Genomic DNA, 20,538 nt, shown 5'->3' with positions numbered 1-20,538 from the left:
CATTTGCTACGTGTGACAGGCTCTGCGGTTCGATTTGCGATCAAGTTGGCAGCCCCTGGGAGGCATCGTTTTACACAGAGGTAGACAAACTCCTGTACTCGCCAATACCATGGATTTCGTATCGCCACCGGAAGACGACAACATAGATCAGCGCATATGAGCGGTATGAGCGCATTCGGGATACTGATTGCATCCAAAAAACCGGCTTTTGTTGCGACCTGTGCGTTCGACCAGATAACCCACGCGGCAAACCGGACATTGATTCAGTCCGTCACCGTCGACGGTCTCGAAACGCAGGTTTTCGCCGGCGATCTCTGAAAGTTCTCGGATGTATCTGGATGGCTCCCGGCTGTTCGTGAGCAGGAACACGCCCCGGCGCGCACGGGTCAGAGCGACATAAAAAAGGCGCCGCTCTTCGGCATAGTCGAAGGTCTCGGGGCGAGGCATAACAAGGTTGAGCAGTTCGTCGTCTTCAATCCGGCTCGGCACCCCGTAGTCACCTTCACTGACATCGAGCAAAATCGTGTAATCAGCCTCGAGTCCTTTTGCGCGATGAAACGACAGCCCCGCGACCTCAATGTTCTCAAACCTCGGTTCCGATCCCCTGAAGGGGTCGAGCTGGTTGTATCGCCAAAGCACCATCACCTTGAACTTCTCGTTCTGCTCGGAAATGCCGCCCAGGAAGATATCGAGCCGTCTTAGCAACCGACGGCAGGCATCGGCGAAATCGGGTCTGCTGCGCTCGCTCTCGATCGGAATGACTCGGATTGATCGTGCGATCGCCAACCGGGTGGAGCGCACCGATTTCCTGAGCTGGGCAGGATTGCGTTGGACGAAGCTGGCGGCCGTCTCGGCGATGAGCTGGTTGCAACGATAGGTCTGTTCCAAGCGGCCTTGCCAGCTTGCCCCAAAATTTGCTTCGAACTGTGTGAAGATTGTTATGTCCGATCCGGCGAAGCGGTAAATCGACTGCCAGTCATCACCGACGGCAAAGATCTTGGTGAACGACTTCTGATTTTTCAGTGCCTTGATCAGATTCGCGCGCGGCGCGGAAATGTCCTGAAACTCATCGACGAGGATCAGGGAGTAGGGGCTTCGGTACTGCCCGGTCTGCACGAGCCGCGTGGCGTTTGCGATCATCGAGTCGAAGTCGATGCGATTGGCTTCCTCCAATTTCCGGGAATAGGTTTCGGTGATCTTCCAGGCGATTTGCGCAAATTCTCCAGCGCGGGCGCGATCATGAAGCGACTTGGCCCGCTCAAGCAGCACATCGAGGGTGAGGTGACTGGCGCGGATGTGCTTGATGCAGACCGCAATCAGCTTGTGATAGTGCTTGATGACAACCGGTTCGAGGGCTTTGACGATTGCCGCATAGCTTTTTCGTTCGAGCTGAATGCCCCGTCTCGTGATCTCGGCCTCGAGTTCGGTAATCAGCGATCCACTGCTCGCCTGTGCCGAGGTCGTCTGGAACACGTCCATTCCGGCCTGGCGGTAAGCAGCCATCTTGTTTTCGGCATGGGGGACGTAGTTGGCGAACGGCGAGGAACCGTCGGCGTTGATGGCCAGATGCTCATGGATGGTGTTGCTGTCAGGATAGTAGAAGTCCGGATGCACATGCCGGATCTCCCCATTTTCCTCTTCAATCGGGGTCTGACGCTCGTATTCGAACGCGACGGAGTGCAGCCAGAGCCAGTTGACGATCGTCTGTTCCTGGAGCGATTTCACATAGATGCCGGCCATCGTCCCAATGGTCGCGTTGCCTTTCCGTCGGCGCACCGACAGGTAGCGCTCGTAGTCAGCGTCGGAATCGAACGCGTCGGCCGGAATATCCGCCTTGGGATGCAGTACGAGTAGGTTGATCCAGAGTCTGGCAAATTCCACATCCGATCGCAGCAGCTCGTCAACGATCTGTTCAATGACCTTCGCTTCGCCGGCAGGGTGTTCGACCCAGTCGGCGAGTTGTGGTGGCCGACCTTCGACCTCTTCGATAATTCCGCGACCGAGGGCATGAAACGTGGTCACCTTGCATCCCAGATTTCCCGGATCGACCGCGAGCTGACGCGATAATCGCTCTTTCAGTTCGTCGACTGCGCTCTTGTTGAAGGCGAGAACAAGGATCTCTTCAGACCGATAGAGCTGCTTGTCCAGTACATAGGCCACCTTGCCGACCATGGTGGCAGACTTGCCGGAGCCGGCGGAGGCGATGAGAAGATTGCTATCTTCCAGCCGAATGCATGCCTCACGTTGCTGGTCGGACAATGAGCGGCCGTCCAAATTGTCGAAGAACGACCGGTATCTCGACAGCTCCACCGAGACGAACGTAGCATTATATCTATGACGCACAGCTGGATCGGTGATGTAGGCGAGCGATTGTGGAAGCGCCGCTTTCAGGGTGGCTGGCATCAGTTCCGGGTCGAACACGGGGTGCAAAAGCGAGGCCGCGGCTTGACCGCCTACACTTGCAATCGCACGGGATAGGTCGGCTTGGGCCAGATATTGCCGGTTACCTTCGATTATCGAGTGTAGTTTTGTGTCAACCTCGCTCAGGCGCTTGGTGTCGGAGCCGATCAGGTCGAAGAGGTGGCTATTGATGAAGCTGTAAAGGTCAGCCGCCAATCCGGTCGCGGCCTCTTCTCCGAGGCAGGACAGGCTGTGGGTTCCATTCCGCGTGCTGACTTCAACCGAATGCCATAGCAAAGCCTTTCTGACAGAGATGGCTATGATTTCGAGGCAAGGAAGATTGACTACGCCGCCAACAGTAAGTTGCACGGCTGCTGGCAACGACGAGTTCAGCGTCGCCTTCCATTTTCCCGAGGGAAGAAGCCGTGCAAAAAATCCAGGTCGGTATGTTCGAATGCGATCAGACATCAAGTTTAAGTGCTACCAGAAAGCTCAGTCTGGAACCCACATGCAATCGGTCCACTGCTGTTCGTGCCTGCGTGCGAATTCCATCATCTCTCGAATATTGGCCTGCGTCGTCTTGCAAGCCCTAGCACAGGTCGAGACGACATCCCGGTAAAAGGCTGGCGAGACCGGCCGGATTCCCTCATAGTTCATGACCAGATCCGGCAGGCGCTCAGTAATTGCATCGCCGCGAGGCGCCATGATAAAAGTTGGTCGCTTCCCGTAGGCATTGATCAAGACATATCGCCAGCTCGGGTCGGCAGCTCCTTGAGCGGGGACGAGTTCGCAAGGCCAAGCATTCCCGCCGTCTGAAATCTCCTGATAGATCGCTTCAAGTGCCTGACCTTTCTTGGCGATCAGAACGTAAGGTCCAACGGGGGTGTAGCCACCCATCCGTTCGTCATACTCGATGCCCAGGAGACGCTGCAGGTCGAAGCGCGCCGATGGGGCCAGGGTAGAACGTTCCGAGATAAACCACTGGAGTTGACGCAGGGTTATCCCGACTGCTGCGGCGATCTCTTTCGGCGAGTTGGGCCAGCAGGCTACCAAGTTTTTGGCGATTTCAACTGTATTGTCGTGTTCTTTGTAGACCGGGATATCGTCATCATCGTCAATATCCTCCAATGGATCTTCTCCCAAAAGCAACCAGGTCCTTCGGCTCATCCCGTCATGATGAAAGTAACGCGGCTGATCGGGCGGGAGCGAGGTTTCCCAGGATGATAGCCATGAACCAGCTTCCCAATCCATCTCTTCGAAGGGAATGGATGCCGGTTGTTGCATCGGCAACTCCAGCCATCGTTCGATCTTTTCCTCGAGCTTTCGGTTGCTGAGGCTGAGGGGACCGCGACTCGCTCTCCAATCGTGATCGTCAAGCGCATCGCGACAAAGGGCTTCGACGCAAGCGGTCTGAGACGGATCAACCGAAGCGTGCCTTTTTGACAACCATCCGGATGCCTCTTGGGCCGAGCGTAATGATGCTGGCACCGTTTTATCCTTGGCGTCGGCGACCTCAAGCCGGACGCCGATTTTGCCCATGTCTTCCGCCAACATCGGATCTGCCTGTGCCACATAGCGGTTTACACGCAGAATATCTGGCAGGCCGCGCAACCCCTCAGCGTTTCTCCACGCCGTTAGCAGCACTTCCCGAAATGCTCTGCGCTGGCCGACTGGAGAAAACGTCAGCCAGCGTATCGGCAGGCCTGCGACGGTGAGGCCGTAGAGTATGATAGGGTTCAGCCCATGCCGTGCGGCGTCCGCTAGCCTTATGGGGTCGCGAACAGCCACAATGCCATGTTGAGAGTGGTGGAAGAGGAACTTGGCGGTTGAGACGTAAAAGTGATGTTCTCGGTTTGGCTGTTGCGTCTGACTATCCATTGCCGCTCTCAAATGATGAAAACTTGCGTAAAACTTAGGGGCTTGAAGCCAGCCCCCGAGAGCTTTCCTGACTTTACTAACAAGCGTTCGTTGCTTCCAGGTCACCAAGAGGTGCTATGGTGGAAAAGCACTTTGCGGTCGCCTCAAGTGCACAGCGTTCAGAAATATTTCACTGTTATTCACCTTTCAACGAACGTTGAAAATGCATTTTTTGGTGAAATATTCTTGACTAATTTCACTATTGATGACATTTTCAGCAAATGTTGAAAGCGCATCTTCCACTGAAACAACTAGAAGAGCAAGCTGCCTTGGCAGTCGAGGAGCTGCTTAAGCACGTGCCCGCTCTGCAGGTTCACGGCGTGGAACTTGCGCACGGTCCAGACATCGGGGTCGATATCATTGCCCGCTTTACACACAACGGCCGCCCGCACCTGCTTGCGTGTGAAGTGAAGTCCATGGGGCAGCCTCGGCATGTTAGAGCAGCTCTGCTTCAGCTTCAAAGGGCGGCTGACAACTTTACCCCTCGTGCCGTTCCAATTTTCATTGCTCCATTTTTGTCGCACGAGGCTCAGGCTCTCTGCCGAGAATACGAGGTGGGTTACCTCGACCTAATGGGAAATGCTCGCATAGTGCTCGACGGCATATACATCGAGCGCCAAGTTTCGGACAAACCACCCGCCTTCCAGCGCAGCTTCAAATCGGTCTTCAAACCCAAGTCAGCGCAAGTTCTTCGTATCCTCCTTCGCGATCCTGGGCGGGCATGGAAGGTCGTGGATCTCGCCGAAGCATCTGCCGTGAGCCTTGGTCATGTCAGCAACGTTCGAACGGAGCTCGTTGATCGCGAGTGGGCCGAGGTCACTGACGATGGTCTACGACTTGCACGTCCTGGTGACCTGCTCGACGCTTGGCGTGAAGTGTACGAGGCGCCGAAAGGTGAGCGACTCACCTTTTATACCACCCTGCACGGATCTTTGCTCGAGTCGGCTGCTCGTGAAGTTCTGAACGTCGATGCTGAAGCGCCGCGCTCAGTTTTCGCTTCGTTTTCTGCAGCGCAGTGGCTCGCGCCGTATGGACGGGTTTCCACTCAGTATTTCTACGCGGACGATGCTGGTGCTAAACGCCTGCACGATTCATTGAAACTATCGCCCGCTACCGCTGGGGCAAACGTCGTCATTACAGTGCTACGAGAAGAGGGGGCCTTTCTCGACGCAATCGCTCCGGGGCCAGGTATAGTCTGCACGAGTCCCGTTCAGACCTATCTCGATCTTGCGATAGCAGGGGAGAGAGGAGCGGAGGCAGCTGATCACCTGCGAAAGGAAAAACTATCATGGCAAACGTAGCCGCACCCGATCCCCAATCTGCGGCTGATTATGAAGACCGCACTACGAAGGCCGTTAAGAGCGTGCTCCTCGAGATCGGCCAGATTCTCGGCAGTTTCAAGGGAAAGTTCGCCGTAATCGGCGGCGCGGTTCCCTGGCTTCTGCTTGACAATGAGGACATGCGTCATGTCGGCACGCTTGATGTAGACCTTGGGCTTGACGCGGAAGCGTTGGGCGATGGCGAATATGTGACGCTCGTCGAGGCTTTGATGGGGCACGGCTACGAGCAGGGAAAGGAACTCCGGAGATTCCAGCTTGTCCGTGAGGTGCCGGCGAGCGATGGTGGCGCACCCATTAATATAATCGTTGATTTCCTCATGCCCAGGCATGCTGAGATCGTAAAAAATAGTCCTCCCATCTTGAGCGATTTTGCCGTGCAACGGGCTTATGGAGCGGATCTTGCTCTCCGGTTCTATCAGTTGGTTGCTATTTCGGGCGATATGCCAGAAGGCGGCACAAACCGCGTTGAGGTCGCGGTGTGTTCCATCCCAGCATTGTTGGCAATGAAGGGATATGCCCTCAACGGAAGGCATAAGCAAAAAGACGCATATGATGTCTATTACTGCATTCGAAATTATCCCGATGGGATAGAAGCACTGGCCGAAGCCTGCAAGCCCTTGCTCGAAGAGAAGAGCGGCGTTCAAGGCTACCAGTACATTTCCGAAAAATTTGACCTACCTGAGGGCTATGGCCCGACGAGTGTCCGAAAATTCGTGGCTGAGACCGAGATTCTCGGCGACCGCTCCCCTGACCAGTGGCAACTTGATGCTTTCGGACAGGTGGATGCGTGGCTGCAGGCACTCGGCCTGCGAAGCAGACATCTAAACTGAGATAGCGAATGCCGCAACAGTTCGATCTGATTGTTTCGCCCGTCACAGCACCCGTGGAGGTGACTGGCTCGCGGCGACGAAACGCCATTCTCCGGCGGCATCGAACGGAGAGGACATGGTGCGGCACCTCCAGGAAACTGGCCGGTACGGTAGCCGCTTGGATTCAATCCTGCGTCATTTCCCGCGGATGACATCAACAAACGCCTGCTGCCAGGCAGAATCGATCTCTTTCTGCGAGCAATGGACGCGCTCATAGCCCCTCCGCTTACTCGTAAGCAGCTCAAGAACGCGTTGTTCCATGTCATAGGCGGCGTTGCGACTGTTCATGCGTTGACGAAGAACGACGCCCCACTGTTCTAGGCCAAGCTCGACAGGGATGTGCTGATTGATCTCGATGCATCTGACATCGACGTCGGTTGCCCATCCGATCTTCCAGACATCTCTTTTCCCGAACTGCAATCCATAGGTCCACGCTTCACCATCAGTAGATGGATTGACCATGTAGCCGGCATCGCCTGGCCGCGGACCGGTTGTGTTGCGAAGCGCATCATTCATCCGGCGCATTGCTTCCAGCGACGGCAATGTCGGTAAATCGATTTCGATTGTTTGCAGTGCGAGTATGGCGGCGACGTCGGAGGGCCCTTCGACTTCCTGCACTCCCGAAGTCGCCACCATGGCCAACTGCCTAGAGAGCGTTCGGATAAGTAGAGGAGCCGGTTCGAACCGCCACGCGCGAGTCAACGCCACGGCGTGAGGAAATTTGAAATTTCCTGCAGCATCGAAATCGCGGTCATCGAGGTCTGCTCGACCGACCAGATCAAGGGTCTTCAAGGGTTCAAATCCGATCTCGGCCATGCCGAGGATCTTGCCCCTGTTTTCCTCGTCGGTTCGGTCTGTCTGAGTGCCGACAAAAACAACACGATCACCTCGCCGTGCGAGCCGGAGCAGCCGATCGACATGCCCTTTCATTCCGAAGGTTGCGATCGGGATACGCTCGAAGCCCATCCCCCAAACCCGGGTGGCAAACAATTTCATCGCTCAACCTCAGACGGGGAACAGGTCGGTCACACGCGCAAACGGCTGCCGGCGCTCCGAATGATGTCGGGCTTTTTTTCGCACGACCTCTCCAAGATCGAGTCGTCGGTTGAGAGCGTGGTAGATGTCGGCGCCATCCATCATGATCAAGCGGCGGGCGGTGAATGCGCCGAAGCTCTCGCCGGAAAAGCTGCCATATGAAACGTAAAGCCCTCTGGTCCAATCCGGGCGCTCCAGCAATTTTCCTTGGAAACTGTGAAGCATTGCGGCATCTGCCGGTCGCGAGTGCCATTTGGCCTCGACAAGGTAAGTGCTTCCCTCGTGCTGAAACGATCCGTCGATCTGTTCGCCGGCGGTGCGAAACGATGCGTGCGCATCCAGGCCCCATGCGTCGAACCAGCGCTTCAAGAAACGTTCGAACGCATATCCTCGCTGTTGGGGGGCTTCGTCCATCAACGTCAAAGCGAGGAACTCCTGCTCCAACGCAAGAAGTTCGCCCTCACTCGGCCCTTTCGGCTCAGGTGGCTGTGGAGGTGCGGCGTTGGAATCGGGTGAAAGTGACTTTCCGCCCAGCTTCTGCAGCAAATTGCTAAGGCGCTGCCGTGCGCTGGGTACCGATTCTTCCTCAGCACGATCAAGCATACCGGTTTCCCGATACTCCCATAATGCTGTGAGAGTGCGAACGACGTCAGCGTCGGGGGAGATCTCGAGGAACGCACGGAAATGCTTTCCTTTAGAGGGTCCGTATATCGCATAACGGTCGTGATAGATGTCAATCTTGAGATCGCGGTTGAAGAAAGCCGCGAAACGTTCGTTGCTGAAGTCCAAGGCATATCCGCCGTACATTCCGAAGATCTTGTCGATCAACGCCATGTCGGTTGTCGTAAGTTGCGCCATCGATTTGCCCGCTCAATTTCTTTTGCAATCTAATTTGGCGCAAGACCGGATAGGCATGCAATCGCGGAAACGGGAATCTCGTTCTTTTCGTTCTAAGCTGCTAGTGGCCCGTCTCTAAGCAATGCACGTTGTTAGCAAAGAGTTCGGCTAGAAGGTTCTCTAGCAATCGGCAGATGACAAGCGGTAACGTCGAGGCCAGATTCAAAACTGGATATGGATGTACCGCAAAGGTGGGTGCCAATGAACGATGAATTCAAGAAGCTCTTTGAGTTCAGCCGCGAGATTGAAAAGGCAGGAAATCCTCTCAAGGACCTGCAGGAGACGTTAAGGGTAGCGAGCGGACTTGGTCCCGGCGCAGATATACAAGCGGTGATGAAGGAACTGAAGTCTCGTTCAACGGAAGCTACAGGGATGTTTGCGGAGCTGCGCCAGACCCTTGGAGGCAGCGACGCCATCTCGGAGCGGGTACGCCGCCTAAGTGGCGCGGTTGCCAAGATCGATCAGGCGAACTGGAAAGGTGACGTGCTCGCAATTCGAGCACAACATGCTCAGTTCTCCGATCAACTGCGCGAGCTGCAACAGCAGTTCCTTCTCCCCGATACACAGACAATTTCGAGCACTGTCGCAGATTTGAAGCTCATAAGCTCGACGATAGCTGAGCTCGGGGGTGCGAAGACAGTCGAAAGCCGAATGGCAGCGATGCGACTTGGCTGGGTCGATACCCACGATCACATGCGTTCGTTCCAGTCCTTCATCGACCTCCAGGAGGTCGGTCGCCTTTCCACATCGGCATTATCGTTCAGCGCTGACATCTCCTCGCGTCTGCGGCTCGAACTTGGTGATTGGCGTGATCCGATTACCTTCAACGTTGCAGAGCTGGAAACGGCTGCCGGGCGCCTCGCATTGTATGACAGCAGGGGCTTTGACCCGCATCTTACGCATTTTTCCGAGCCGGCTTACCACGAAGCGGTTGTGATTGCCGGACTTGCCGTCGAGGAAGATGAACTACCGGCGGACGATGACGATGATTTCGTCGAGCTGAATTCCAGCGCTTATCGGACGCTCATTCGGTTCGAAAGGGAGGTGCGGGCGTTCATCGTCACCGTAATGAGTGGTGCCTTCGGGGATCAGTGGATGAATCAGCTGCCGCCCGCGGTGCGAGACGATTGGCATGCGAAGCGGGAAAAGGCGCGCGCGGCAGGAGCCAACGATATCCCCCTGATAGACTACGCCGATTTCACACACTACAAACTGATCATCGAGAAGAGCGACAACTGGACTAAGGTTTTCAAACCCATTTTCGGTCGCAAGGAAGATGTCCAGGAATCCTTCCAGCGGCTATTTCCAGTCAGGTTGGCAACGATGCATTCCCGTTTCATCACACTTGACGACGACCTCTTGCTGAGATCCGAGACTACCCGTCTGATCAACGCCATTCGCCGCCAGTGCTGGTAACCTAGCGATTGGCTTTCGGCCGGGTCATTCCCTTCAGGCGGACCGTGACGATCTTCGGGCTGTCGCCGCTTCGCTCTACATCGACAATGCCGGAGGCCTCGACGAGATCGGTTAGGCGGGCAAAACCGTAGTTACGGGCGTCAAAGTCCGAAGATTGTTTTGCCAGGTGGGCGCCGACACGCGCCAGGTTGGCACGGCCGTCTTCGTCGGCCGACGCCGTCACGGCATTCTCAAGCATCTTCAAAGCGGCTGCGTCAAGCCTGGGTTTTGCAGGTGCCTTGGCGGCCGACGCCTTTGCCTTGGCTGCGGCAACGGGTCGTGTGTCTTGGTGCGACTCCGGTTCGACCGAGCTGGCGTTGAGGACGTCGAAATAGACGAACTTGTCACAAGCGGTAATAAAGGGGCGAGGTGTCTTGCGTTCGCCGAAACCGTAAACGGTCACGCCCTGTTCGCGGATGCGCGATGCTAGCCTAGCGAAATCGCTGTCGCTCGAGACAATACAAAAAGCAGAGAAGCGCCCGGTATAGAGCAGGTCCATCGCGTCGATAATCATCGCGCCGTCCGTTGCGTTCTTGCCGGTCGTGTAGGCAAATTGCTGGACGGGTTGGATAGAATGCTCCAGCAAGCACTCCTTCCAGCCATTCAGGTTTGGCTTGGTCCAATCGCCGTAGATGCGCCTCACGCTCGCCGTGCCGTAGGTGGCGATCTCCGCCAGAAGCCCGCTGACGATCTTCGGTGAGGCGTTGTCACCGTCGATGAGAAGGGCCAACGTGTCGGATGTGCCGGTCATCTGTCAAACCTCTCCCACGCAACGCGCTTCCTCAAGCCACAAAGGGGGCACCGCAACTCCGTCCAGCCTGGTCGGCAGGCCGAGTAATAGCGGCGCCCGCGATTTTACAGGACCGCGACGTTCTCTGCCTTGGACTTCCCGGTCTTTCGATCCTGTCCAACCTCGAAGCTAACCTTGTCGCCTTCACGAAGTGAACCACCGCGTTGCAGGGCAGATACATGGACAAAGACGTCCTGTCCGCCATTTTCGGGCGTTATGAAGCCGAAGCCTTTCTCGTCATTGAAGAATTTAACCGTTCCGGTTGCCATGGAATTCCGTTCCTGCGTTTTGTGCCAAGACTACGAAGCGGAAACTACAATGTGAACCGGACCGCATCAACCTCGAAGACCTACCCCGTCACACGCCCTAAAAGGACGACCATCGTTTGCATCAAGCGTCAGCCGGCCGATCGGCAATCCGGCCGGCCGGATTGCTTCAGCGAAGGAGGCCGTCCGCGTCGAACGCATCCCATCCATCCAGTCTCGAACGTGTTTCGCTGCCCGCGCGTTTTCCAGGCTGCCGGGTAGCGGCGATCCTCGATCTTCTTAATCGTATCAGTTGTTAACGCAACATCTGGAAAGGGCCATCCCTTCAAGGCGGTTCATCTTCGGAATGACGGGTCAGCGGTTCCATTCCGATCAAGCATTTTAAGAGCTCGTCCGCTGACGAGGACGCTGCGGATATTTGCGATGAATGCGTTTAACGACGGCTTCGCGCCGTCAAATTGGCCGTTACGGGCGGGCTGGTGACTGCTTGGTAGCGGACTTTCATTGAGGTGACGGCAGCGGCGATCCTTGGGACGATCCGGTTGGTAGCCTACGAGGCGGGATTGAGGAATGCTGTTGTTCATTCACGCGGGTAGCTCGCCTGTTGTGGCAGCAGGATGTCCTAGCAGTGGTTGCAGACAAAACTGCGGTACCCGGTTAGACCGGTTTCTCCGTAGAAATGTGGTAAGCGGCCATCTCACGGGATGCCTGGTCGTACCCCTTGCTGCTATAGATCGAGACTTGAGACTTCGACAAAGGTCACATAACACGACTGTGGCGTGCAAGACATTTAGGGTGCATTGCGATGTCGGCTTGGGATTATGCGCAGTGCTCATATGAGCTTATCGGGGAGGCATGCCGCTTGGACGTCTGCCCGTTTTGCCGTGCGCGGCTCAACCAACTCGATTCTGAAAGGGATGATGGGCGCCTCGGCTATATTACGGAGGTGTGGATTGGCGTCTGCCAAATCTGCGGGTGGTGGAATGCCCGAGGCGAAGCCAGGGAGCGGATAGACCGCTATACGACGGCCGTTTTTGAACTCGGGTCGTTCGGTGTCCTCAAGAATCTCGACCTGACAAATGTCGAGACCCCGTTGCAAGAGGTACGGGACTATCTGACGGCTAAATACGAGCACCGGCTTCAGATGGATCCGCGCCTTTTTGAGCTGACGGTGGGAAGTGTCTTCGCGGACCATGGCTATGTCTCCGAGGTGACCGCTTACTCAGGCGATGGCGGGATCGACGTCATTTTAATCGCCGGTGAGACGCGGATCGGCGTCCAGGTCAAACGGTGGAAAGACAGGATCGAAGCGACCCAGATACATGCCCTGTCGGGGGCCATGGTCCTCGCTGGCCTCACCAGGGGCATGTTCGTCACGACGTCTTCGTTTCGCTCTGGCGCGATCAAGGACGCGAACCGATTCAGCGCCCTCGGCATGCCAATTGAATTGCTGGATGCCCCGAGATTTTTCGACGCGCTCAAAATCTCTCAAACCAAGGTGAATCGCTCTGCGGACGAGTGGATAACGAAAATCAAGCCGCATTTGAGGAAGTTCGGCTCGTTCAACGACCTCGACGAAGGCCGCTTCTACGAGGATTGACCGACCACACGCGACCTATTTCGCGTCTGACACAGTACAGTGCCGGCGGCGAGCACGCCGCTTCGTACTCCGTTTCGAGACCACGAATCATAGCGGTATCGAACCGCAGGTCTAATTTCACCGACGTCGTCGTGAAGGTTACAGGTGGCTTTCCGGCCTCGCGGTGGGATGACCTCAATTCCGAGGAACTGCATAGTCGTTCGACCTTTGCTAAGAATGGCAGCCATCTCCAAATGCTCGCCTGTAACCAGCCCGCCTGTTCACGGCCCCAAATCGGTCATTCCACCCAGACCAAGCCGATGTCCGCTGCCGGAAAATTTGAGGCCGAGGGCTTTTGTAACAACGCGGTCGGCGGTTCGAACCCGTTCAAGGCGAAAAAGACGAAAATGGAATTCGCACCCGTCGAACGGATTTTCAGTCACGCAAGCATCTGAAGCCCATGCTTTTGCACGAGCGAAAGCAGCTTCAACGCGGGGCCGCTCGGTCGTTTTGCACCTGACTCCCATTTTTGCACCGTCGATTGGCTGGTGTTCAGATAGCGGGCGAAGACGGGCTGACTGACATGGTTCGTCTCTCGGAGCGCCTTGATCTCCTCAGGCGTAAGCTCCTGCGGGATAATTAGGCAATCTTCGTCGAAGGTCCGCATCGTTTCCTTGTCGATGGTCCCAGCCGCATACATGCCTTCAACAGCACTATGGATTGCCTCGAAGGCATCGCTCTTGAACTTGCGATTAATCGCCATGGTCTATCTCCAATAGGGCACCGGTCTCGAGTTCCGCCTCGATGTCGGCTTGCGTCTTGCGGCGGTAGAGGTCAGCAAGCTTCCGGAACGCCAGAAGCTCGTTGTCATCGATGTTTGCCCGATCCTTCTTGGCAAAAAGATAGGCGAACACCCAGAACTCGCCGGCCTTGGCCAGAACGATTGAACGATGCATGTTGTCGTTGAGACGCTTCTTGAAAACGCCACCGCCAAGATCGTCGGCCTGTCCAACGGCTACCTGACGTATTGCCGTTGACAGCGCCTTGTCGGAGATGCGCGCTTTCTTTGCTGCCTTCGCGAACCATGCTGTTTTGAACACTCGTTCTGACATCAGCCTATATAGCACTAAGTGCTATATCCATCAAGATTGGAGGAGGGGAATTATGCCGCTTCCCATACCTGATTCAGAATCCGGGCGGCAAGGGCAGCCTTGTCCTGCGGCAGAAACCGCCCATAGTGCTGCTGCACGACATCCGGGGTGTCCTGGATCGCATAGCTTGCCTGCTCGTAGGAGCCGGTCTGTTTGAGAATATGGGTTGCCAAAATGTCCCGAAGATTGTGAGGGCCGTGCGGTAGTAGACCTTTGATTGCACCGCGGCCGGTGTAGGGATTATAGATCCCATAGCGCTGGATCACGGTTCGCCAAGCTTCGTAGAACTTGGTGGAATCGTATGCGGCATCCAGGCTGGTCGTCTTCACAGTTTTCACGAACAATGTGCCGGGATCTTTCGCCGGGCCGAGCAACACACCGCGATGGCGATCGATGTAGGCTTCGAGGTATTTGTAGAGATCGAGCAGATCCGGCAAGATCAACCGAAACGGCTTTTGCCCGAAGAAGGACGAACCGGAGTTCTTGAAGGCCACCGAAGGGATCAGCACCTCCCACCCGTGCTCCCGGTCGCTCCAGCGCAATTCGCCGCATTTCATGTCTTCGAGACGTCGTTCGGAGGTCGGGAAATGGCCGCGCGGGCAGACGCGAAGCTGGCGGAGGTTCTTTTGCCGAAGCCCCAGATGCAGTCCAAGGCGAAGGAGCAGGAAAGACCGTACCGCCTCTGCGGCCGCTCTGGGGTAGCGATCTTCGTCCGGCATGCGTTTCAGGATCTCGTCTGTGATTTTGCGATATTCTGAAAGCGGGCTATCGGCTTCGAGAACGACCATGATCGGTTCAAACGGATCGCGGTGCACGCGCATCACCCGCTGGATTTCCTTCGATCGATTAGCGGCATGCCGGTGAAACGCGTCGCAAGCACCATGCCAGTCGCGCAATGCGAGCTCGATCTCCTCTGGTGCAATCAGGCCTTCGATCGGTTTCACATGTTTCAGCAGTTCTGGATGTTGGCGAATCCAGCCGACCTCGGAGCGCGACAGGGCCTGCGCGATCATCAGCATGTCCTCTTCCCATCTCGTGTAGAAGCCGCGACGCTGCTCCCGCCATTGCAGGTACCAATCCCAGACCCCGGGGAAGATCAGCAGGCCAAAGGTCAATTGGCTGAGCGACACGCCGCAGCCCTTGACTGCACCAGTTGGCGAGGCGGCCAATGCGCCGAACATCAGACCGAGATGTTCGATCTTCTGGGAAGCCGTTTCCTCACCCCAGACCCCATTCCGCCGGAAGCCGATTGCGGTCAGCGTCGAAGTCTTGAACCGGATCAGGTCAGACATTTCCATCGCGAGGCGTGGCGGCGCATCGACGACGCCGGACAGAAGGTCCGGGTCTTCGAAGGTTACGGCAGGATCACTGTTGGCACTGGCCGTGAGGGAATTTGCGCGATGCGACAGCGACCCTCCGCCATAGGTGACGCCCGGAAACCGGATGGCATAGCGCTGCTTGCTGGCCGCTGCTTGATAGCGCCGATAGTCGGTCGACCCTGAGATGAGGACCCGGCGCACCCAGTCAATAATCTCCTCCCTTTTGCTGAACGGAAGGCTGCCGAAATCGTCAGGAAGGTGCCAGGCAATCCTGCGTCGCTCCGCTGGGCTGATATCGCCGAGGTCGTGACCGAGGAGGGAACGGGATTGGTGCGGCAGTTTCGCCTTGAAATATCCTTCCGGCAACCGATAGCGCCGTTCGACGCGGGCAAGGATGTTCATGCTGCCGACAGATCGCGGCACGCGCTCGCCTTCGATCCACGACAACAGAGTTTTGTGGTCGAACGTCTCATCAAGCCGGATAACGGCGCGGTAAAGGTGCCAATAGCTCTCGCCGAACCGGCGCATGTGATAGACAAGCGCCTCTTGAAAGCTGCCTGGATCGTTAGTCGCATCGAATAGCGGCTCCGGGAATTCCAAGATTGGTTTGGGCTGGGGGCCCCTTGACGTGGCCCTGAAATCTGCTTCTGCAAACTCCTCTCCATCTCTCCGAGGCTTTCGTGTGGAAGAGCCTTTGATCTGAGGGATGTCTTGATCGGTGTATCCTTGTCGTGGACTAAGTGCTCGGATTTGGCGGTCTTCGAGTACCGGTGGTGCTCCAAGCCATCTTATGATGGCATCCAATGCAATTCGAACCTCCCGTTTGAATTCGCCCTTCCACTGGTCGTCAATCCCGGTGGCAATGGTGATCTCCATCCAGTCTATGCGCCCATTCAAACGCGGCGGCGCTTTGCGGTGAACGATAAGGCTGATGAGGTAACGCTCGATTTTCCTCGAAGCGTTTTCGGGGGCGACCGTTGCAACGCGCATCTCGCAGAATTTGGAGATTTTCTGCTGGAAATGCCGTGATGAAAGATCTTGTCTTGACATGCTCGTATTCCGTTTTGCTCGGCACCAATGCCGAGGGCGAGCGGAAATAGGGCGTGTGATTTAACAAAGGATGTAACATTTTAGGCGAAAGACAGTAAGCGCTGTTCAAGGCAATGACGCCTCAGTGTCACTTGCTACACCCACCGGCGCCTCTGGTTCAGTGGCGCGTGATCGCGACACAATCTTGCTCCTCGATCGCCTCGTCGGAGCTTTTGGCGGGTCATCGGTTCGCATCCGCTCAAGAGCGCGGGCAAAGACTTTGTCACAGTGTTAGATCATGAGCTTTTCGGTTTGGGAATCGACTAGATGCGTAACTTCCGCCGCAAGAGTAGAATGCCACGGGCACCAGAAGGATTTCGGTAGTGTGCTTCCACCGATCTCGTCAAGGTGTTCTTCGATGTATGTCATGTTGGCGTCGCACACTTCGATCTGCTGTTCGAAGAAGCCAATGGTTTTAGGATCGAGGTGAAATGACCAGTCCGGATTGTAGGCAGCTTTATATTGCAGAACGGTGCCCTGAACATGGCGGTCGATACGGGTCGGATCTGCCAGGATTTGGCGGGCTTGCGCGATCCTGATCGGGTCGCTGAGCTTGAAAAAGAATGTGTTTATAGTCCCGTTCGGAGATCGCTGCCAAAAGGAAAAATAAGCATTCTCGGACATACTCGGGACCCCTTGACGACCTAACACAATAGTCATTCTATCTGGAAGGATGCTGTCCTCATAGGTTCATCATTGACGAGGGGCAATGCAGCGAAAACCGCAGCCCAGACAACTCTCCCAAGATCTGAAATGCAGCATGCGCGACGCGGCCCGTCAAATCAACCTTCGCATGTAGAGTGCGCATCATTTTGACCGAAGTCCCTCAATCTCTCGCCGTTGCTCGGCATGCTTTTCGGGGTTCTGCGCCTTCAGCTTCTCAAGGTTGAGAACCTTCCAACGAACGGCCGGCAGATCAGCCGCTTCTGGCAACCCGATGGCTTCGAAATCTGGTTCGCCATCATGGAGCGACAGCAGGAAGCGCATGGCGTTGTCGTCGAGCCTTGCAAGAAGATCCGCCGTCATTTGCTCTCTCGCGGCTTTCAAGTCATCGAGGCTGACGGGCTGTGTCGTCATTCCCTCAAATTCCTTCACGAATGCCTCTTCGAGTGCGATGAGGGAGGGCCTGACCAACTCGTGCGGCGGCCGCCCGGAACTTGCGACATAAATCAAGAATGTCCGAAACAACGCGTCCGTCAGCCCCTCGTTTTCATAGAGCAGCTTTACATCGAACAGATCACGCGGATGCTGACGGTCAACCGCTGCATGCAGCTTCCCGCCGAACAGATCCTCGAACGAGACGACCTGCATCTCGGCGAACCCGAATGCTTCCTCGGCTTTCTCGCTCACCCGGCGTCGTTCCGGCGGATGAACGGTGCCCCTCGCGACAGGAGAGGTCTCCACCTTGATTTCGGCGTTGCCTTGCCGGACTAGGAGGCGGGTATCATTGTTGCCGCCGCCGGCGATCCTCTGAACGCTCGCACCCCGCAGATTGCGCAAAAGGTCCTCGCGGATGTGATCAAGGATCGTGTCAATGTTTTTCAGGGTCGTTTCGCGATCCTCGATCGGCAGATAGGTCAGGTCGATATCGACCGAGAGCCGCGGCATGTCGCGATAGAAGAGGTTGATCGCCGTTCCACCCTTCAGGGCGAAGGCTTCGTGGCGGGCGATGAATGGAAGGGTCCGCACCAGGAGTGCGACCTGGCGCATGTATTGGTCACGGGCCATAAGTGGCCTCCTTTGGCATCAAGTCATTCGGGACTGTGATGCGATAGATGGGGTGTAGCCGGCCGCCCGGTGTCAGCGCCCGGTCGCCCTTGCCGAGATCTACGGAGGAGACGTCGATATGCCGGCGCCAGGCATGATTGTGCTTGTCAGCAAACACGAAGAAGAGGCGCTTGGTTTTGACGCTTCGGCATAGGGTAAGGAGCGTCGCCAATAATCTCGGGCGCAGATTGGCCAGGCTCTCGAACGCCACGTCCACCTTGTGGAAGCTCTCGCCCCTCGGGACTTCGTCTAGCATTTCGAGGATTGCGCGCTCGGGTGAGGACATCGGCATTGGCCAGCGCCACGGGCTTTGTGCCAGTTCTGGATCCTCGTCGTTGGAAAGGTCGAAGTCCGCGTTTTCGACGCCGGTCGCCCCTTCGCCGAACAGGACGTTACTCCTGGTCTTCACATCAGCGTCCGTCCGCAGCTTCGATAGCCATGTCGGGATATCGGATCCGTAGAGATAGAGGGCAAATTCGTTGCCGAAGGAGAGGTAATGAGCATGTCCCCGCAAGGATAGGGAGCTCGCCCCGCCGACATGGAACTCATGCCGCATGAGCCAGACGGCTGAGAGCAGGGGTATCTTCCAGCCCCCGACAGCTTCTGGATTGGTATCTGAGGAGAATGGGCGGCGGTACACGCCCGATATGACTGGCTCAAGCCAGCCCTGCTTGAGATAGCCTGACACGGATTGTCGCGAGATGGCATGACGGGCCATCCACCTCGAGTCCACCAGGAATCCGGGGGGGACTTGCTGGAGAAGCTGCTTTAGCTTTGTCTCTGATTGTCCATTCATGTTTGACGTTATGCCACAAAATTAAAGCGGGCGCGAATGAAACTTTATAGAGAAGACAATTTGTCAACTCTGAATTGACTATTCGTGTCAATCGAAAAGTGACATGAGGGGTTCGTTGCTCCCTTACCGCAACGGACTCGGATCGCCTTAGACGGTTCAGTGCGCCTGTGCGGTGTGCTCGCATTCTGGATACTGATTGCATCCCAGAAACCGGCTATTGCCGCGACCATTCCTTTCGACCAACTGGCCGACCCGGCATTTGGGACATTGATGCAGGGGATCGCCATCGATCGATTCAAATCGCAGATTGTCGCCGGCAATGTCGGAAAGTTCGCGGATATATCGCGAAGGCTCCCGGCTATTCGTAAGCAAAAACACGCCGCGGCTCGCGCGAGTCAGGGCGACGTAAAAAAGGCGACGCTCTTCAGCAAATTCGAACGTTTCCGGTCGTGGCATGACCAGATTGAGAAGTTCGTCATCCTCGATCCGGCTCGGCACCCCGTAATCGCCTTCGCTGACATCGAGCAGGATCGTGTAGTCGGCCTCAAGCCCTTTGGCGCGATGGAACGACATGCCTGAAACCTCGATATGCTCAAACTTTTGCAGCGCAGTTCTAAACGGATCGAGCTGATTATAGCGCCACAGCACCATCACCTTGAGCTTTTCACGTCCATCGCACTGCCATTGCCCCGAGATCCCACCCAAGAAGGCGTTGGTGCGGGGATCAAATCTTCAACGTTTTGCAACTATGTGGCTGCGATCGAAAATAGCAAGATTGATCCCGGATGCCGCACAAACATAACGCTTCCCGCCGCCATTACATCGTTAAAATGAAGTTCAAAGTGACGAACTGGGCAGAGTATGAGGCGGGCCTTCGCCGCCGTGGCAGTTTAACTCTTTGGATAACGCCAGAGGCGCTGGCAGGCTGGGCGGCCCCACGGCGCAAGACGCGCGGTGGCCAGCCTCTCTATTCGGACCTGGCGATCGAAACTACGTTAACGTTGGGTATGGTGTTTGGGCTGCGGTTACGCCAGAGCGAAGGGCTTTTGAGTTCGGTGCTTGATATGATGGCGCTGGATCTGCCTGTGCCCGATCACACCACGCTCAGCCGCAGGGCCAGAACCTGGAAGCCATCGGCCAGAAGCACTGACCGACAGCATGTGCCAGACGGACCCATTCACGTTCTGGTCGACAGCACCGGGCTCAAGGTCTATGGCACCGGCCAATGGCTGGAAGAAAAGCATGGGACAAAATCCCGGCGTGGTTGGCGCAAACTGCACCTGGCTGTTGACGCGGACAGTGGCGAGATCATTGCCCATAGCCTGACGGATCAAGAAGCCGGCGACACTTCGCAGCTGAAGCCGTTGCTGGATCAGATCGATGATGAGATCGGCCAGTTCACGGCCGATGGAGCCTATGATGGCTATCCAACTTACGACGCAGTTCTGCGTCACAGCGCAGGCGCAAAGGTCGTCATTCCACCGCGCTCGAACGCGGTAGAGCAACACTGCGCCCAAGCGTCCTGCCAGAGAGACGACCACATCGCATCCGTGCAGATAGACGGCCGGCTTAAATGGCAGGCATCTACCGGCTATGGCAAACGAGCATTGGTTGAAACAACGATGGGTCGATATAAAGGCGTCATTGGACAGCGTTTGCGCGCTCGGTCATTCCTCGCTCAACAGACAGAAGCTGCGATCGGCGTCGCCATTCTTAACCGAATGCTAGCCTGCGCACGCCCGAAATCCGTTCGTTGCCAAGCATCGGCGGGAGAAACCAAATAAGCCAGAAGATCAAAGACCGACTACCGCACATTAGTTGATCCGCGCACCAACGCCGGAGCAGGCCACAGGCGAGGGGACGCGGAC

Annotated in this window: 19 protein-coding genes; 6 read left to right on the top strand and 13 right to left on the bottom strand. The window is 56.3% G+C overall.

Features of this window, described 5'->3' with window-relative positions:
• Positions 1-147: 147 nt before the first annotated feature.
• Positions 148-2,868 carry a UvrD-helicase domain-containing protein gene (locus ABID16_RS22475; RefSeq protein WP_354558617.1) on the bottom strand — a complete coding sequence of 907 codons (2,721 nt, stop codon included), beginning with the start codon at positions 2,866-2,868 and terminating at the stop codon, positions 148-150.
• Positions 2,869-2,892: 24 nt separating this feature from the next.
• The gene (locus ABID16_RS22470; protein ID WP_354558616.1) at positions 2,893-4,278 is read right to left on the bottom strand and encodes a hypothetical protein; all 1,386 of its coding nucleotides are present in this window, start codon (positions 4,276-4,278) and stop codon (positions 2,893-2,895) included.
• A gap of 260 nt (positions 4,279-4,538) precedes the next feature.
• Here ABID16_RS22470 and ABID16_RS22465 point away from each other — a divergent pair, with 260 nt between their 5' ends.
• Positions 4,539-5,618: a type IV toxin-antitoxin system AbiEi family antitoxin gene (locus ABID16_RS22465; protein WP_354558615.1), complete on the top strand. Its 1,080-nt coding sequence runs from the start codon at positions 4,539-4,541 to the stop codon at positions 5,616-5,618.
• Positions 5,606-6,487 carry a nucleotidyl transferase AbiEii/AbiGii toxin family protein gene (locus ABID16_RS22460; protein ID WP_354558614.1) on the top strand — a complete coding sequence of 294 codons (882 nt, stop codon included), beginning with the start codon at positions 5,606-5,608 and terminating at the stop codon, positions 6,485-6,487. Before ABID16_RS22465 ends, ABID16_RS22460 begins: the two co-directional genes overlap by 13 nt.
• Positions 6,488-6,661: 174 nt before the next feature.
• On the opposite strand, the gene ABID16_RS22455 is transcribed toward ABID16_RS22460, so the two are convergent.
• Both ABID16_RS22455 and ABID16_RS22450 read right to left on the bottom strand, forming a co-directional pair.
• Positions 6,662-7,522 carry a hypothetical protein gene (locus tag ABID16_RS22455; RefSeq protein ID WP_354558613.1) on the bottom strand — a complete coding sequence of 287 codons (861 nt, stop codon included), beginning with the start codon at positions 7,520-7,522 and terminating at the stop codon, positions 6,662-6,664.
• Positions 7,523-7,531: 9 nt separating this feature from the next.
• On the bottom strand, positions 7,532-8,395 hold the full coding sequence (locus ABID16_RS22450; RefSeq protein WP_354558612.1) for a restriction endonuclease: 864 nt from the start codon (positions 8,393-8,395) through the stop codon (positions 7,532-7,534).
• A 264-nt stretch (positions 8,396-8,659) separates the two neighbouring features.
• On the opposite strand from ABID16_RS22450, the gene ABID16_RS22445 reads away from it, so the two are divergent.
• Positions 8,660-9,874: a Swt1 family HEPN domain-containing protein gene (locus ABID16_RS22445; RefSeq protein WP_354558611.1), complete on the top strand. Its 1,215-nt coding sequence runs from the start codon at positions 8,660-8,662 to the stop codon at positions 9,872-9,874.
• Position 9,875: 1 nt separating this feature from the next.
• Here the strand turns inward: ABID16_RS22445 and ABID16_RS22440 are convergent, their stop codons facing one another.
• Both ABID16_RS22440 and ABID16_RS22435 read right to left on the bottom strand, forming a co-directional pair.
• Positions 9,876-10,664, bottom strand: coding sequence for an NYN domain-containing protein (locus ABID16_RS22440; RefSeq protein WP_354558610.1), 789 nt, complete (start codon positions 10,662-10,664; stop codon positions 9,876-9,878).
• A gap of 104 nt (positions 10,665-10,768) precedes the next feature.
• Positions 10,769-10,972: a cold-shock protein gene (locus ABID16_RS22435; protein ID WP_354558609.1), complete on the bottom strand. Its 204-nt coding sequence runs from the start codon at positions 10,970-10,972 to the stop codon at positions 10,769-10,771.
• Between the two features lie 859 nt (positions 10,973-11,831).
• Here ABID16_RS22435 and ABID16_RS22430 point away from each other — a divergent pair.
• Together ABID16_RS22430 and ABID16_RS22425 are read left to right on the top strand one after the other, a co-directional pair.
• On the top strand, positions 11,832-12,569 hold the full coding sequence (locus ABID16_RS22430; protein ID WP_354558608.1) for a restriction endonuclease: 738 nt from the start codon (positions 11,832-11,834) through the stop codon (positions 12,567-12,569).
• Positions 12,566-13,003, top strand: a complete 438-nt coding sequence (locus ABID16_RS22425) for a hypothetical protein (protein ID WP_354558607.1) — start codon at positions 12,566-12,568, stop codon at positions 13,001-13,003. Before ABID16_RS22430 ends, ABID16_RS22425 begins: the two co-directional genes overlap by 4 nt.
• Here ABID16_RS22425 and ABID16_RS22420 read toward each other — a convergent pair.
• The 7 genes from ABID16_RS22420 to ABID16_RS22390 all read right to left on the bottom strand — a co-directional run bounded on the left by ABID16_RS22420 (position 12,988) and on the right by ABID16_RS22390 (position 19,375).
• On the bottom strand, positions 12,988-13,311 hold the full coding sequence (locus ABID16_RS22420) for a helix-turn-helix domain-containing protein (RefSeq protein WP_354558606.1): 324 nt from the start codon (positions 13,309-13,311) through the stop codon (positions 12,988-12,990). The genes ABID16_RS22425 and ABID16_RS22420 overlap by 16 nt on opposite strands.
• Positions 13,301-13,660, bottom strand: coding sequence for a type II toxin-antitoxin system RelE/ParE family toxin (locus ABID16_RS22415; RefSeq protein WP_354558605.1), 360 nt, complete (start codon positions 13,658-13,660; stop codon positions 13,301-13,303). Before ABID16_RS22415 ends, ABID16_RS22420 begins: the two co-directional genes overlap by 11 nt.
• A 50-nt stretch (positions 13,661-13,710) precedes the next feature.
• Complete coding sequence (locus ABID16_RS22410; RefSeq protein ID WP_354558604.1) at positions 13,711-16,068, bottom strand: hypothetical protein; 2,358 nt, start codon at positions 16,066-16,068, stop codon at positions 13,711-13,713.
• Between the two features lie 270 nt (positions 16,069-16,338).
• Complete coding sequence (locus ABID16_RS22405) at positions 16,339-16,731, bottom strand: BP74-related protein (protein ID WP_354558603.1); 393 nt, start codon at positions 16,729-16,731, stop codon at positions 16,339-16,341.
• A 183-nt stretch (positions 16,732-16,914) separates the two neighbouring features.
• Positions 16,915-17,835: a nucleotidyl transferase AbiEii/AbiGii toxin family protein gene (locus ABID16_RS22400; RefSeq protein WP_354558602.1), complete on the bottom strand. Its 921-nt coding sequence runs from the start codon at positions 17,833-17,835 to the stop codon at positions 16,915-16,917.
• Positions 17,825-18,670 (bottom strand): type IV toxin-antitoxin system AbiEi family antitoxin domain-containing protein, encoded by an 846-nt coding sequence (locus ABID16_RS22395; RefSeq protein WP_354558601.1) that lies wholly within the window; start codon positions 18,668-18,670, stop codon positions 17,825-17,827. The genes ABID16_RS22400 and ABID16_RS22395 overlap by 11 nt, the downstream gene beginning before the upstream one ends.
• 156 nt (positions 18,671-18,826) lie before the next feature.
• Entirely contained in the window at positions 18,827-19,375 is a 549-nt protein-coding gene (locus ABID16_RS22390; RefSeq protein ID WP_354558600.1) for a topoisomerase DNA-binding C4 zinc finger domain-containing protein, read from the bottom strand.
• Positions 19,376-19,455: 80 nt separating this feature from the next.
• Between ABID16_RS22390 and ABID16_RS22385 the strand changes: the two genes are divergently transcribed.
• Positions 19,456-20,454 carry an IS5 family transposase gene (locus ABID16_RS22385; protein ID WP_354558599.1) on the top strand — a complete coding sequence of 333 codons (999 nt, stop codon included), beginning with the start codon at positions 19,456-19,458 and terminating at the stop codon, positions 20,452-20,454.
• Positions 20,455-20,538: the final 84 nt, after the last annotated feature.

It is taken from the genome of Limnomicrobium aquaticum, from assembly GCF_040545545.1.
Taxonomy (GTDB): domain Bacteria; phylum Pseudomonadota; class Alphaproteobacteria; order Rhizobiales; family Rhizobiaceae; genus Ensifer_A; species Ensifer_A aquaticum.
This window is presented reverse-complemented; position numbering and strand designations above follow the sequence as displayed.

What these genes read in the sequence shown, in the direction of transcription:
- ABID16_RS22395 (WP_354558601.1), bottom strand. Translation starts at nt 18,670, where the DNA reads ATGAATGGACAATCAGAGACAAAGCTAAAGCAGCTTCTCCAGCAAGTC.
- ABID16_RS22465 (WP_354558615.1), top strand. Translation starts at nt 4,539, where the DNA reads ATGTTGAAAGCGCATCTTCCACTGAAACAACTAGAAGAGCAAGCTGCC.
- ABID16_RS22415 (WP_354558605.1), bottom strand. Translation starts at nt 13,660, where the DNA reads ATGTCAGAACGAGTGTTCAAAACAGCATGGTTCGCGAAGGCAGCAAAG.
- ABID16_RS22410 (WP_354558604.1), bottom strand. Translation starts at nt 16,068, where the DNA reads ATGTCAAGACAAGATCTTTCATCACGGCATTTCCAGCAGAAAATCTCC.
- ABID16_RS22420 (WP_354558606.1), bottom strand. Translation starts at nt 13,311, where the DNA reads ATGGCGATTAATCGCAAGTTCAAGAGCGATGCCTTCGAGGCAATCCAT.
- ABID16_RS22385 (WP_354558599.1), top strand. Translation starts at nt 19,456, where the DNA reads ATGCCGCACAAACATAACGCTTCCCGCCGCCATTACATCGTTAAAATG.
- ABID16_RS22470 (WP_354558616.1), bottom strand. Translation starts at nt 4,278, where the DNA reads ATGGATAGTCAGACGCAACAGCCAAACCGAGAACATCACTTTTACGTC.
- ABID16_RS22435 (WP_354558609.1), bottom strand. Translation starts at nt 10,972, where the DNA reads ATGGCAACCGGAACGGTTAAATTCTTCAATGACGAGAAAGGCTTCGGC.
- ABID16_RS22445 (WP_354558611.1), top strand. Translation starts at nt 8,660, where the DNA reads ATGAACGATGAATTCAAGAAGCTCTTTGAGTTCAGCCGCGAGATTGAA.
- ABID16_RS22450 (WP_354558612.1), bottom strand. Translation starts at nt 8,395, where the DNA reads ATGGCGTTGATCGACAAGATCTTCGGAATGTACGGCGGATATGCCTTG.
- ABID16_RS22440 (WP_354558610.1), bottom strand. Translation starts at nt 10,664, where the DNA reads ATGACCGGCACATCCGACACGTTGGCCCTTCTCATCGACGGTGACAAC.
- ABID16_RS22460 (WP_354558614.1), top strand. Translation starts at nt 5,606, where the DNA reads ATGGCAAACGTAGCCGCACCCGATCCCCAATCTGCGGCTGATTATGAA.
- ABID16_RS22405 (WP_354558603.1), bottom strand. Translation starts at nt 16,731, where the DNA reads ATGTCCGAGAATGCTTATTTTTCCTTTTGGCAGCGATCTCCGAACGGG.
- ABID16_RS22475 (WP_354558617.1), bottom strand. Translation starts at nt 2,868, where the DNA reads ATGTCTGATCGCATTCGAACATACCGACCTGGATTTTTTGCACGGCTT.
- ABID16_RS22400 (WP_354558602.1), bottom strand. Translation starts at nt 17,835, where the DNA reads ATGGCCCGTGACCAATACATGCGCCAGGTCGCACTCCTGGTGCGGACC.
- ABID16_RS22455 (WP_354558613.1), bottom strand. Translation starts at nt 7,522, where the DNA reads ATGAAATTGTTTGCCACCCGGGTTTGGGGGATGGGCTTCGAGCGTATC.